Raw genomic sequence first — 12,306 nt, forward strand, 5'->3', positions numbered from 1 at the left:
GGTGTGGGCGGGGGCTAGGTCGCGGTGCCACCACACCTTTGCCGGGTCGACCCCGGCCTCTCGTCGGTGACGCCGGACGCGCGGACGGCCACTGCGCTGCCGGGGTGCAGGGGAGATGTCAGGTCCCGTGGTCGTCGAGCCGAATGCTAGGCGCGAGGCGGCCCCCGGCGCACATCGATTGATCGCACCGTCAGTCGGTCACCAGGTAGCGGTAGGTGTGGTGGGTGACGAACCCCAGCCGTTCGTAGAGCCGGCCGGCCCCCGGGTTGTCGGTCTCCACCTGCAGCATCGCGGTGCGCGCGCCCTGCGAGGCGGCCCAGTCGAGGAGCTCCGCCACCACCCGGGTGGCCAGCCCCTGCCGACGCTGGTCGGGCGCCACCGAGATCGCGTCGAGGACCACCCAGTCGTCGTCGAGGGTGGCGCGACCCGTCGCCGTACCGTCCCCGAGCTCGACCACCACGCGCCCGACGGCCTCAGACAAGTAACGCGGTGTTAGTCGGTCGGAACGAGGCATCGACGCCGTGTCCCGTCCGACTGACACCGCGTTACTTGTCCGCAGCGCCTTCGCGACCCCGGCCACCTGACAGTGCGCCGATCCGCTGCCGAGGTCGCGCCAGCCGAGGTCGAGCAGGCCCGCCTCGATATCCGACCCGGCGACGGCCATCACCATCGGGTCGCGATCCCGCTCGCGGTGCCACGCCTGAACGGTCGCGGAGGCCTCCGCGAGCGGTCGCCCGGGGTCGCCCATCGCGAGCGTCGAGTTGGCCCGGCGCCGCAGCCGTCCGTCGTACGCCGGGGCGCAGCGCAGCACCCACTCGCCGAGCGGCTCGGCGACGAGGTCGGGCCACAGCACGTGGGTGTGCAGCTCGACGCTGCGAGGGGAGTCGCGGTGCCGCACCGAGGGGCGCGGTGGGACCGGCTTGCCGGAGACGATGTCGGCGACCGGCACCTCCACCGGCCCCCGGTCGGAGTCGATGACGACGACTCCGTCGCGCCACGAGAGGCAGACGCCGAGGACGTCGTTGAGGGCCGGTCCACCGGTCGGTCCGGTCTCTCCGCGGACGACGTGCCGGACCACCACACGCTGGCCGACGACGTGCGGCCCGAGCAGGTGCCTGCCCACGGCGTGGGGTTCCGGCGTCGGGGGCATGTCGGGATATTAGAGTGGTCCCGTTCCGCTTCACCCCCTTGCCTCCAGGAGGTTCCGGTGACCTACGTCATCGCCCAGCCGTGCGTCGACCTCAAGGACCGCGCGTGCGTCGACGAGTGTCCCGTCGACTGCATCTACGAGGGCAAGCGCATGCTCTACATCCACCCGGACGAGTGCGTGGACTGCGGTGCCTGCGAGCCCGTGTGCCCGGTGGAGGCGATCTTCTACGAGGACGACACCCCGGAGGAGTGGAAGCAGTACTACGACGCCAACGTCCAGTTCTTCGACGACCTCGGCTCTCCCGGTGGCGCCGCCAAGATGGGCGAGATCGACAAGGACCACCCGCTCGTCGCCGCGCTGCCTCCGCAGGAGCACGACGAGTGACGACGCCGGGACGGGTGTCGTCCCGGCTCCCCGACTTCCCGTGGGACAAGCTCACGGAGCACGCCGCCCGCGCGCGGTCGCACCCTGACGGCATCGTCGACCTGTCCGTCGGCACGCCCGTGGACCCGACCCCCGCGGTCGTGCAGCGCGCGCTCGTCGACGCCGCCGACTCCCCGGGTTACCCCACGACGATCGGGCTCGAGTCGACGCGCCAGGCGGCGATCGACTGGCTCGGGCGGCGCTTCGGGGTCACCGGCCTCGGCCTTGACGCCGTGCTGCCGGTCATCGGCTCCAAGGAGCTGATCGGCTCGATGCCGATCCACCTCGGCATCGGCGCGGGCGACCTCATCGTCTACCCCGAGCTGGCCTACCCGACGTACGAGGTGGGCGCGGCGCTCGCGGGTGCCCGCGCGGTCGCGACCGACTCGCTGACCTCGCTCGGTCCGGAGGTGCCACGGCTGCTGTGGCTCAACAGCCCCTCCAACCCGACCGGTCGTGTGCTGCCCGTCGAGCACCTCCGCAAGGTCGTGGACTGGTGCCGCCAGCGCGGCACGATCCTGGTGTCCGACGAGTGCTACATAGAAATGGCTTGGGACGCTGCGTCGGACGGCGGCCCGGTCTCGGTGCTGCACCCCGACGTCTGCGGCGACAGCCACGAGGGGATCCTCGCCGTCCACTCCCTCTCCAAGCGCTCCAACCTCGCGGGTTACCGCTGTGCGTTCGTCGCCGGCGACCCTGCCCTGGTGGGCGAGCTGCTCGCCGTCCGCAAGAACCTCGGCCTGCAGATGCCGGGCCCGCAGCAGCGCGCGATGGTCGCCGCCCTCGACGACGACGTCCACGTGGTCGAGCAGCACGCCCGGTACGCCGCGCGCCGTGCCACGTTGCGGGAGGCGCTGCAGTCGGCGGGATTCCGCATCGAGCACTCCGAGGCGTCGCTCTACCTCTGGAGCACCCGCGACGAGGACTGCTGGGAGACCGTGTCGACCCTCGCCGACCAGGGGATCCTGGTCGCGCCGGGTGAGTTCTACGGACGGGCCGGACGCCGGCACGTCCGGGTCGCCTTCACGGCGACCGACGAGCGGATCGACGCCGCCGTGGCCCGTCTCGCGGTCCTCACGGGCTGAGCAGCCCTAGGAGGCCGGGGCCTCGTCGGCGCCGAGGGTCTCGCGGCAGGAGCGCAGCTTGGTGTGGAGCCCGGAGTCGGGGACCGCCGAGGGGGCCACGATGGGCCCGACGGTGGGGCGCACGGCCGCACGGGGAGGGGTGGTCGCGGCCCGCGGGCCGGGCACCACGATCGGCCCCCCGTCGTACGTCGGCAACGGCTCGCCGACGCTCGCTGCGGGTCGCTGTCCCCGGGCCGCCTCCGGCTGAGCCCAGTGGGGTGCGCTGCCGGCGGACGGCATCGGGTGCACGGTCGCCTCGTGGGGGGCGGCCTCCACCTCGCCGTGCGCCTCGAACGCCGCAGCCTGTCGCACCTGGACGGCGCTGATGCTGTCCATCCGGAGGACCGACAACACGTCGTCGTCCCCGTGGAGCACGAGTCCGTGCCCGTCGACCGCGCTCACGCGGCCGTGGAGCCAGGAGCCGGCGACGAGGACGTCGACGCCGACGTCCGAGCCCTGCGCCCGCGTGAGCGCCGTACCGATGGTGTAGATCGTGGAGGTCCGCATGCCGGGAAACTAGGTCGGGGTCGACGCCACACCCTCGGCTTCTGCGGTCACATACCCAATGTGTGGAGGGTGGATCAGACCGCCACCGTCAGTCGGCGACGTCGACGTGGACGTGGTCGCGGTGCTCGAGGATGGCCCGGTCACCGCGGGAGGAGGACGGGACGTCGTAGTCGGTCCAGCCACTGCCGCTGCGCGAGCCGGCCCGCCAGATGCGGTCGTCGAAGATGATCGTGTTGATCGACAACCGGTCCGCCTGTGCGACGAGGTAGTGCGCCATGGCCCAGCCCCGCTCCTGGTTGGCCGCGTTGACCGGCCGGAAGAAGATGTCGACCGCGCGGCCCTCGTAGTGCGCCGACCCGTCCATGTGGCCCGAGGAGACGCCACCGGGCTGGAAGCCGCCGAGGGAGAGCGGACCGAAGACCGACTCGAGCTCCTCGCGCACCGTGGCCGCGCGGGCCACGAGCCCGGCCTCGTCCAGGCGGTCGCTGGCCTCCTCGGCGTCACCGGGGGTGTCGCACCAGAAGGCGGCCTCGTGGTTGCCGGTGAGTGCCGACGCGAGCGCCCGCCCGTCGGCCTCGTGGTCCGCGTAGGCGTCGGGGTAGGCGGAGCGCTGCACCGCCTGAGCGGCCACGGTGATCTCCATCGCCTCGTAGCCCTCGACCTCGACCAGGCCGTCGTAGAAGGCGTTGGCGGAGTAGACGGGGTCCAGGATCTGCTCGACCGTGCCCCAGCCCTGGGACGGCCGCTGCTGGAAGAGGCCCACCGAGTCCCGGTCGCCGTGCTCGATGTTGAGGATCTCCGACTCCTGGTAGGCCGTCGCCAGCGCGATGCTCGCCGCGCGTGCCGGCAGGCCGCGCTGCATGGCGATGGCGGTGATCAGGGCGGCGTTCTCCGCCTGCTCGAGGGTCAGGTCGACGACGAGACCGTCGACCTCCGCCGTGCATCCGTGCGAGTCGAAGAAGGGCGTGCCGCCCTCGCGGTCGACCAGGAAGCCGACGCCGACGAAGACGAGGACCGCGACCAGGCCACCGACGACGACCTTGCCGAGCCGCGTCACGGTCGGGCCACCGCGACTAGTCGTTGGCGTGGAGCGCGCTGTTGAGGGCGATGCCCTCGCGCTTCCACGCCACGGCCTCGATGGCGCCGCTGACCGAGTTGCGACGGAAGAGCACGTTGCTGGCGCCGGAGAGCTCGAGCGCCTTGACGACCTTGCCGTCCTCGGCGGGCAGCGTGACCTTGGTGCCGGCGGTGACGTAGCAGCCGGCCTCGACGACGCAGTCGTCGCCGAGCGAGATCCCGATGCCGGCGTTCGCGCCGAGCAGGCAGCGCTCGCCGATCGAGATGGTCTCCTTGCCGCCGCCGGACAGGGTGCCCATGATCGAGGCGCCGCCGCCGATGTCGGAGCCGTCGCCGACGAGCACGCCGGCCGAGATGCGGCCCTCGACCATGGAGGCGCCGAGGGTGCCGGCGTTGAAGTTGACGAAGCCCTCGTGCATGACGGTGGTGCCGCTGGCGAGGTGCGCGCCGAGGCGCACCCGGTCGGCGTCGGCGATGCGGACACCGCTGGGCAGGACGTAGTCCACCATCCGGGGGAACTTGTCGACGCCGTGCACGGTCACGTGCTGGCCGCCGCGCTGCAGGCGGGCGCGGGTGAGCTCGAAGCCCTCGACCGCGCACGGGCCGGCGCTGGTCCACACGACGTTGGTGAGCAGCCCGAAGACGCCGTCCATGGAGATCTCGTGGGGGCGGACGAGGCGGCTGGAGAGGAGGTGCAGTCGCAGCCAGACGTCCTCGGTGGACGCGGGGGCGGCGTCGAGGTCGGCGATCTCCACGACCCGGAGCTCCCGGCGTACGCCGCGCGCGTCGTCGGGACCCGCGAGCGCGACGAGGGCGTCGGGGACGTCCTGGCCGTCCCGGGCACCGAGGGCGGGGGAGGGGAACCACACGTCGAGGACGTGGTCGGCGGAGTCCAGGGTCACCAGGCCGTGGCCCCAGGCGGAACGGGCGGCGGAGTCAGTCACGGCGGCAAGCCTACGGAGTGGTCGGGAGGGCCGCCGACCGGTCCCGCCCGACGTACGGGCCGGTCCCGCCCGACGTACGGGCCGGTCCTGCCGTCTCTACTGACCGGTCCTGCCGTCCAGGCACTCCCGCAGCAGGTCCGCGTGGCCGCAGTGCCGGGCGTACTCCTCGATCATGTGCACGACCACGTCGCGCACCTCGACCTGGTCGCCGTGCACGTCGACGATGGTGTCGAGGTCGGTGCGCTCAAGCACCTCGCGGGAGTGGGCGACCTCCTCGCGCAGCAGCGCGAACGACGCGTCCACCAGCTCCTGGGTGGCCTCCCCGAGCTCGAAGCCGCCGTCCTCCTCCTGGAAGTGGCGCTCGAGGTCGTGCTGCCCCTCGATGATCCGGCGGAACCACGACTGCTCGACGCGCGCGAAGTGCCGGACCATGCCGAGCAGCGACATCCGCGACGGCGGGACCGATCGGGTGCCCAGCTGCGCGGGCGTGAGCCCCTCGCACTTGAGCTCCAGGGTCGCGCGGTAGTGCTCGAGGTACTCCACCAGGACGGCGCGCTCACCCCGACTGGGGGTGTCGCCCATCCGCGGGTCCTGGTCCTGGGGGAGCCACATGCCGTTGAAGCCGATCTCCGTCATGGGTCCACCCAACCGCGCGGGAGCGGGAGGTGGCAACGCGGTTGCGCTCTCAGTCCCCGTCCGGGACGAACACGTCGTCGACCGACACCGAGAAGAGCCGGCCGATCCGGAAGGCCAGCGACAGCCGCGGGTCGAAGTGGCCCTTCTCGATGGAGATCACCGTCTGCCGCGACACCCCGAGCGCGTCGGCACACTCGGCCTGTGACAGGCCGGCGTCCTCGCGGAGCACCCGGAGCCGGTTGTCCATCAGCCCTCCCGCCGTTGGAGGACGACCAGGCGGGTGCTCATGTCCGCCAGGCCCAGGACCAGGAAGACCCAGACGGGTACGGCGGCGGTGTCCAGGACCGAGGTGGCGAAGGTGGCCAACCCCATCGCGATCATCGTGTCGTAGAACGCGCTGCTGCTCGCCCGCGTCGTCCACTGCGACTCGATGGAGTCCTCGTCACGCTCCGGGTACGGCGTACGGTCCAGCGCGATCGCGACCAGCGCCACGACGAACGGCAGGCTCATTGCGGCGAACACCGTGAACGTCACGGCGTCCGAGGCGTCGGTGCGGGCCCACGCGGCGACGGCGCCGACGAGGGTGGCACCCACCAGTCCGGCGACGACGGCGATGACCCACCGGGTGGTGGTGCGAGTGGAATCGGTGGTGTTCATGAACTCTCCCCGTGGTGTATGACTTCTTTGACATGAGCAAACGCGGTCCGGCCGCACATGTCAAGTTTCTTTGACAGCGGTGCAACTGATTCGCCCGCGCTGCGCCCCGCGCCGTACGATCTCGGCACAGGCGTCTGAGCCGTCATCAGCGGCGAGCCTCCGGAAGAACGGCCGTCGCGCGCCAGCGACTCGCCCACTAGAACCGGACGGGTGGCCCGTCACAGCCGGCAACGAGCGGCACCGCCGGGAGGCGGCGCAAGCGAGGTGGTACCGCGGTCGTCAGATCGTCCTCGTGGTGTCAGGACCGGACTTCGTCCGTCCTCAGCCCGCGAGACGAGAGAGAGCCATGACGTACCCCAAGGTCAGCCACACGGACGCCACCCGAGTTGCGAGCGCGCCGACGTTCCCGGCGATCGAGGAGGCTGTGCTGGCCTACTGGGAGTCCGACGACACGTTCACCGCGAGCGTCGAGCAGCGCGACGCCGGCACCGACGGCAGCAACGAGTTCGTCTTCTACGACGGCCCGCCCTTCGCCAACGGCCTGCCGCACTACGGCCACCTGCTCACCGGCTACGTCAAGGACCTCATCCCGCGCTACCAGACGATGCGCGGCAAGCGGGTCGAGCGTCGTTTCGGCTGGGACACCCACGGCCTGCCCGCCGAGCTCGAGGCGATGCGCCAGCTCGGCCTCAAGACCACCGACGAGATCCACGAGCTCGGCATCGAGAAGTTCAACGCGGCCTGCCGCGAGTCGGTCCTCAAGTACACCGGCGACTGGCGCGACTACGTCACCCGCCAGGCTCGCTGGGTCGACTTCGACAACGACTACAAGACCATGAACCCCGAGTTCATGGAGTCGGTGATGTGGGCCTTCAAGCAGCTCCACGACAAGGGCCTCGTCTACGAGGGCTTCCGGGTGCTGCCCTACTGCTGGAACGACGAGACCCCGCTCTCCAACCACGAGCTGCGCATGGACGACGAGGTCTACCAGGTCCGCCAGGACCCCGCCGTGACCGTCGGCGTCCGCCTCGACCCGCAGGGCGAGGACGACGAGCTCGCCGGCGTGCTCGCCCTCGTCTGGACGACGACCCCGTGGACCCTGCCCTCCAACCTCGCCGTCATGGTCGGCGAGGACATCGAGTACGTCGTCGTCGAGGCCGCCGTCCCCGGCACCGAGACCACGGCCCGCTACCTCATCGCCGAGTCGCGCCTCGCGGCGTACTCGCGTGAGCTCGGCGAGGACCCGCACGTCGTCGGCCGCCACCGGGGCGCCGACCTGGTGGGTCGCTCCTACACCCCGCCGTTCTCCTACTACCTCGGCCACGAGCGGGCCTTCCGCCTCGTGGCCGCCGAGTTCGTCACCACGACGGACGGCACCGGGCTGGTGCACACCGCCGGGGCCTTCGGTGAGGACGACAAGGTGGTCACCGACCGCGAGGGCATCGAGCCGGTCATGCCCGTCGGCAAGGACGGCCGCTTCACGTTCCCGGTGGCGGAGTACGAGGGGATGCTCGTCTTCGACGCCAACCTGCCGATCATGGACGACCTCAAGTCCGTGACCCGCGGCGAGCCCGGCGGCTCGGTCACGCCCGGCACCGTGCTGCTGCGCCGCGAGACCTACGACCACTCCTACCCGCACTGCTGGCGCTGCCGCGAGCCCCTGATCTACAAGGGGGTCTCGTCGTGGTTCGTCGAGGTGACCGCGGTGAAGAACCGCCTGATGGAGCTCAACCAGCAGATCCGCTGGGTGCCCGAGCACATCAAGGACGGCAGCTTCGGCAAGTGGCTGGAGAACGCCCGCGACTGGTCGATCACCCGAAACCGCTTCTGGGGCAGCCCGGTGCCGGTGTGGAAGTCCGACTCCGAGGAGTACCCGCGCCTCGACGTCTACGGCTCCTTCGAGGAGATCGAGCGCGACTTCGGCACGCTGCCGCGCAACGCCGACGGCGAGGCCGACCTGCACCGCCCCTTCGTCGACGAGCTGACGCGCCCCAACCCGGACGACCCGACCGGGAAGTCCACGATGCGCCGCGTCACCGACGTGCTCGACGTGTGGTTCGACTCGGGCTCGATGTCGTTCGCGCAGGTGCACTACCCGTTCGACAACAAGGACTGGTTCGAGCACCACTTCCCGGGCGACTTCATCGTCGAGTACATCGGCCAGACCCGCGGCTGGTTCTACACGATGCACGTCCTGGCCGGCGCGATCTTCGACCGTCCCGCGTTCGAGACCTGCCTCAGCCACGGCATCGTGCTCGGCAACGACGGGCAGAAGATGTCCAAGTCGCTGCGCAACTACCCCGATGTGCGCGAGGTCTTCGACCGCGACGGCGCCGACGCGATGCGCTGGTTCCTCATGTCCAGCCCGATCCTGCGCGGCGGCAACCTCGTCGTCACCGAGCAGGGCATCCGCGACTCGGTGCGCCAGGTGCTCATCCCGCTGTGGAACAGCTGGTACTTCTTCAGCCTCTACGCCAACGCGAGCGACCACGACGCCCGGTGGCGCACCGACAGCAGCGACCCGATGGACCGCTACATCCTGGCCAAGCTGCGTGAGTACGTCGGCGCGATGACCCACCAGCTCGACAACTACGAGGTCGCCAACGCGTGCGACTCGACGCGGTCGTTCCTCGACGTGCTGACCAACTGGTACATCCGCCGCTCGCGCGACCGCTTCTGGGGCAACAACGCCGACGCCTTCGACACCCTCTACACGGTGCTCGAGGTGGTCTGCCGGGTCACCGCGCCGCTGATGCCGCTGACCACCGAGGAGGTCTGGCGCGGCCTGACCGGCGAGCGGTCGGTGCACCTCACCGACTGGCCGTCGGTCGACGACCTGCCCGCCGACGAGGCGCTGGTGGCGTCCATGGACACCGTCCGCGACGTCTGCTCGGCCGGCTCCGCCCTGCGCAAGGCCGCCAACCTGCGCAACCGGCTCCCGCTCTCGCGGCTGACGGTCGTGGCCGAGGCCGACCTGTCCGGCTTCGAGTCCCTCGTGTCCGACGAGCTCAACCTCAAGGCCGTGGACCTGCTGGCGCCCGACGCGCCCGAGGCGGCGTCGTACGGCGTGTCCCAGAGGCTGACGGTCAACGCCCGCGCCGCCGGTCCCCGGCTCGGCAAGGACGTCCAGCACGCGATCAAGGGCTCCAAGACGGGCGACTGGTCGGTGGCCGAGGACGGCACCGTGACGTCCGGCGGGCTCGCCCTCGTCGAGGGGGAGTACTCCCTCGAGACGGTGGCCGGCACGGCCGACGACTCCACCGCGGTGGGCATGCTGCCGCGCGGCGGCTTCGTCGTGCTGGACACGGCGGTCACGCCCGAGCTGCAGGCCGAGGGCACCGCCCGCGACCTGGTCCGGGCCGTCCAGCAGGCGCGCAAGGACGCCGGGCTCCAGGTCAGCGACCGGATCGCGCTGTCGGTGTCGGGGCCGGCCGACGTGCTGGCCGCCGCCCGCACCCACGAGGGCCTGCTCGCCGAGGAGACGCTGGCCACGAGCGTGGCGTACGCCGACGCGGCCGACGTCGCCGTCTCCGTCGAGGTCGCCGGGCGCTGACCCGTCCCGGCAGACATCCCGATGCTCCGGGGGCGTGGCTCTCGCACCGCCTTCGGAGCCCGGCTGGTTGAATCGGCCCCATGCCACTTGACCTCTCGGCCGACGTCGTGACCCTGACCCATCAGCTCGTCGACATCGAGTCGGTGAGCCACCACGAGCAGGAGATCGCCGACGCCGTCGAAGCGGCGCTGCGTGCCCTCCCGCACCTCACGGTGACCCGGCGCGGCCACACGCTGGTCGCGCGCACCGAGCTCGGTCGCGGCGAGCGGGTGGTCATCGCCGGCCACCTCGACACGGTCCCGCTCAACGACAACCTGCCCTCGCGCCTCGAGGGCGGCATCCTCCACGGGCTCGGCACCTGCGACATGAAGGGTGGCGACGCGGTGATGCTCAAGCTTGCCGCCGACCTCACCGAGCCCGACCGCGACCTCACCTTCATCTTCTACGAGGCCGAGGAGGTCGACTCGGTCCACAACGGGCTGCGCAAGCTCACCGAGAGCGACCCCGGCCTGCTGGAGGCCGACTTCGCGATCCTCATGGAGCCGAGCAACGCCGCCGTCGAGGCCGGGTGCCAGGGCACGATGCGCGTCGACGTCCGCACCACGGGGGAGCGGTCCCACTCGGCGCGCAGCTGGAAGGGCGTCAACGCGATCCACCAGGCGGCGCCCATCCTGGCGCGGCTCAACGACTACGTCGCCCGCCAGCCCGTCATCGACGGGCTGGAGTACCACGAGGGGCTCAACGCGACCGGCATCCGCGGCGGCGTTGCCGGCAACGTGATCCCCGACGAGTGCGTCGTCGAGGTCAACTTCCGCTTCGCGCCGGACCGCAGCGAGCAGGACGCGGAGGCGTTCGTCCGGGACTTCTTCGAGGGCTACGAGGTCACCGTCACCGACATGGCGGCCGGCGCGATGCCGGGCCTCGACCGGCCCGCGGCGAAGGCCTTCGTCGAGGCCGTCGGCGGGCGGGTCGCGCCGAAGTTCGGCTGGACGGACGTCGCCCAGTTCACCAAGCTCGGAGTGCCGGCCGTGAACTTCGGCCCGGGCGACCCGATGTTCGCCCACAAGCAGGACGAGCACGTCCCGGTCGAGCACATCGAGCGGTGCGAGCGCGTCCTGCGCGCGTGGCTCGGCGACGGGGGCGTGCAGGCATGAAGGACCGTTTCAAGGGGCCGATCCTCGAGCGTCGCGGCCAGGTCGAGGAGGGCACCACCGACCAGCGGCTGCTGGACTCGCGCGGCTCCGCCGACTGGGTGCACACCGATCCGTGGCGCGTGATGCGGATCCAGGCGGAGTTCGTCGAGGGCTTCGGCGCGCTGGCCGAGATCGGCCCCGCGATCGGGGTCTTCGGGTCCGCGCGCACCCGGCAGGACGCGCCCGATTACGGCATCGCCGAGCAGGTCGGACGCAGGCTCGTCGAGGAGGGCTTCGCGGTCATCACCGGCGGTGGGCCCGGAGCGATGGAGGCCGCCAACAAGGGGGCCAGCGAGGCCGGGGGCGCGAGCGTCGGCCTCGGCATCGAGCTGCCCTTCGAGGCCGGCCTCAACCAGTGGGTCGACAAGGGCATCAACTTCCGCTACTTCTTCGCCCGCAAGACGATGTTCGTCAAGTACGCCCAGGGCTTCGTCGTGCTGCCCGGGGGGCTCGGCACCTTCGACGAGCTCTTCGAGGCGCTGACCCTCGTCCAGACCCAGAAGGTCACGTCGTTCCCCGTCGTCCTGATGGGGGTCGACTACTGGAGCGGCCTGCTCGCGTGGCTGCGCGACACGGTGCTGGCCGAGGGCAAGATCAACGCCGCCGACCTCGACATGATCACGCTGACCGACGACGTGGACGAGGCCGTGGCGATGATGGTCGCCGCCCGCGCGGACCGGGTCCCCACCCCCACCCCCGAGCGGCCGGAGTGACCCGATGACCTGGTTCTTCGCCATCCTGATCGTGCTCGCCATGGGCGGGGTCGCGGTCGTGGCGTCCGGGCGCGGCGGCTCGCTGCCGGAGGCGTACGACGACCGCCCCGACGTACGCATCCCGGCGGACGGTCCGCTGTCCAGCGACGACGTGCGCGGGGTGCGCTTCTCGCTGGGGCTGCGCGGCTACCGGATGTCCGAGGTGGACGCGCTGCTCGAGCGCCTCGCCACCCAGCTGGACGAGCAGGCGGCCGGTCCCGCAGGTGCACCTGCCGAGGACCCCGCCGCGCGTCCCACGCGTGGCGACGGCGACCCGACCTAGGGCACAC

Annotated in this window: 13 protein-coding genes; 6 read left to right on the forward strand and 7 right to left on the reverse strand. The window is 71.4% G+C overall.

Annotation, left to right across the window (positions count from 1 at the left end):
• Positions 1-190: 190 nt before the first annotated feature.
• Positions 191-1,150 carry a GNAT family N-acetyltransferase gene (locus DAE25_RS19100; RefSeq protein WP_107767730.1) on the reverse strand — a complete coding sequence of 320 codons (960 nt, stop codon included), beginning with the start codon at positions 1,148-1,150 and terminating at the stop codon, positions 191-193.
• A 57-nt stretch (positions 1,151-1,207) separates the two neighbouring features.
• Between DAE25_RS19100 and fdxA the strand changes: the two genes are divergently transcribed.
• Positions 1,208-1,534 (forward strand): ferredoxin, encoded by a 327-nt coding sequence (gene fdxA, locus DAE25_RS19105; RefSeq protein ID WP_056885930.1) that lies wholly within the window; start codon positions 1,208-1,210, stop codon positions 1,532-1,534.
• Positions 1,531-2,658, forward strand: a complete 1,128-nt coding sequence (dapC, locus tag DAE25_RS19110; protein ID WP_234411149.1) for a succinyldiaminopimelate transaminase — start codon at positions 1,531-1,533, stop codon at positions 2,656-2,658. Before fdxA ends, dapC begins: the two co-directional genes overlap by 4 nt.
• Before the next feature lie 6 nt (positions 2,659-2,664).
• On the opposite strand, the gene DAE25_RS19115 is transcribed toward dapC, so the two are convergent.
• The 6 genes from DAE25_RS19115 to DAE25_RS19140 form a co-directional block, all read right to left on the reverse strand.
• Positions 2,665-3,204: a hypothetical protein gene (locus DAE25_RS19115; RefSeq protein ID WP_107767731.1), complete on the reverse strand. Its 540-nt coding sequence runs from the start codon at positions 3,202-3,204 to the stop codon at positions 2,665-2,667.
• A gap of 88 nt (positions 3,205-3,292) precedes the next feature.
• Positions 3,293-4,261 (reverse strand): hypothetical protein, encoded by a 969-nt coding sequence (locus tag DAE25_RS19120; protein WP_107767732.1) that lies wholly within the window; start codon positions 4,259-4,261, stop codon positions 3,293-3,295.
• 16 nt (positions 4,262-4,277) lie between these two features.
• Positions 4,278-5,225, reverse strand: coding sequence for a 2,3,4,5-tetrahydropyridine-2,6-dicarboxylate N-succinyltransferase (gene dapD, locus DAE25_RS19125; protein ID WP_107767733.1), 948 nt, complete (start codon positions 5,223-5,225; stop codon positions 4,278-4,280).
• A gap of 96 nt (positions 5,226-5,321) precedes the next feature.
• Positions 5,322-5,861 carry a DinB family protein gene (locus DAE25_RS19130; RefSeq protein WP_199907682.1) on the reverse strand — a complete coding sequence of 180 codons (540 nt, stop codon included), beginning with the start codon at positions 5,859-5,861 and terminating at the stop codon, positions 5,322-5,324.
• 49 nt (positions 5,862-5,910) lie between these two features.
• Positions 5,911-6,108 (reverse strand): helix-turn-helix transcriptional regulator, encoded by a 198-nt coding sequence (locus DAE25_RS19135; protein ID WP_107767734.1) that lies wholly within the window; start codon positions 6,106-6,108, stop codon positions 5,911-5,913.
• Positions 6,108-6,518 carry a hypothetical protein gene (locus DAE25_RS19140; RefSeq protein WP_107767735.1) on the reverse strand — a complete coding sequence of 137 codons (411 nt, stop codon included), beginning with the start codon at positions 6,516-6,518 and terminating at the stop codon, positions 6,108-6,110. The genes DAE25_RS19135 and DAE25_RS19140 overlap by 1 nt, the downstream gene beginning before the upstream one ends.
• 346 nt (positions 6,519-6,864) lie before the next feature.
• Here DAE25_RS19140 and ileS point away from each other — a divergent pair, with 346 nt between their 5' ends.
• The 4 genes from ileS (at position 6,865) to DAE25_RS19160 (ending at position 12,299) form a co-directional block, all read left to right on the forward strand.
• A complete protein-coding gene (gene ileS, locus DAE25_RS19145; protein WP_107767736.1) occupies positions 6,865-10,071 on the forward strand; it encodes an isoleucine--tRNA ligase in 3,207 nt (1,068 codons plus the stop codon).
• 80 nt (positions 10,072-10,151) lie between these two features.
• Positions 10,152-11,225, forward strand: coding sequence for a succinyl-diaminopimelate desuccinylase (gene dapE, locus DAE25_RS19150; RefSeq protein WP_107767737.1), 1,074 nt, complete (start codon positions 10,152-10,154; stop codon positions 11,223-11,225).
• Positions 11,222-11,977 (forward strand): LOG family protein, encoded by a 756-nt coding sequence (locus DAE25_RS19155; protein WP_107767738.1) that lies wholly within the window; start codon positions 11,222-11,224, stop codon positions 11,975-11,977. The genes dapE and DAE25_RS19155 overlap by 4 nt, the downstream gene beginning before the upstream one ends.
• A 4-nt stretch (positions 11,978-11,981) precedes the next feature.
• Positions 11,982-12,299, forward strand: coding sequence for a DivIVA domain-containing protein (locus DAE25_RS19160; RefSeq protein ID WP_107767739.1), 318 nt, complete (start codon positions 11,982-11,984; stop codon positions 12,297-12,299).
• Positions 12,300-12,306 lie beyond the last annotated feature (7 nt).

Source organism: Nocardioides terrigena, assembly GCF_003047265.1.
Classification (GTDB): Bacteria; Actinomycetota; Actinomycetes; order Propionibacteriales; family Nocardioidaceae; genus Nocardioides; species Nocardioides terrigena.

Bases quoted from the DNA above. Each gene is read 5' to 3' on its own strand.
- DAE25_RS19155 (WP_107767738.1), top strand. From the start codon at position 11,222: ATGAAGGACCGTTTCAAGGGGCCGATCCTCGAGCGTCGCGGCCAGGTC.
- DAE25_RS19160 (WP_107767739.1), top strand. From the start codon at position 11,982: ATGACCTGGTTCTTCGCCATCCTGATCGTGCTCGCCATGGGCGGGGTC.
- DAE25_RS19135 (WP_107767734.1), bottom strand. From the start codon at position 6,108: ATGGACAACCGGCTCCGGGTGCTCCGCGAGGACGCCGGCCTGTCACAG.
- DAE25_RS19100 (WP_107767730.1), bottom strand. From the start codon at position 1,150: ATGCCCCCGACGCCGGAACCCCACGCCGTGGGCAGGCACCTGCTCGGG.
- DAE25_RS19140 (WP_107767735.1), bottom strand. From the start codon at position 6,518: ATGAACACCACCGATTCCACTCGCACCACCACCCGGTGGGTCATCGCC.
- dapE (WP_107767737.1), top strand. From the start codon at position 10,152: ATGCCACTTGACCTCTCGGCCGACGTCGTGACCCTGACCCATCAGCTC.
- ileS (WP_107767736.1), top strand. From the start codon at position 6,865: ATGACGTACCCCAAGGTCAGCCACACGGACGCCACCCGAGTTGCGAGC.
- DAE25_RS19130 (WP_199907682.1), bottom strand. From the start codon at position 5,861: ATGACGGAGATCGGCTTCAACGGCATGTGGCTCCCCCAGGACCAGGAC.
- DAE25_RS19115 (WP_107767731.1), bottom strand. From the start codon at position 3,204: ATGCGGACCTCCACGATCTACACCATCGGTACGGCGCTCACGCGGGCG.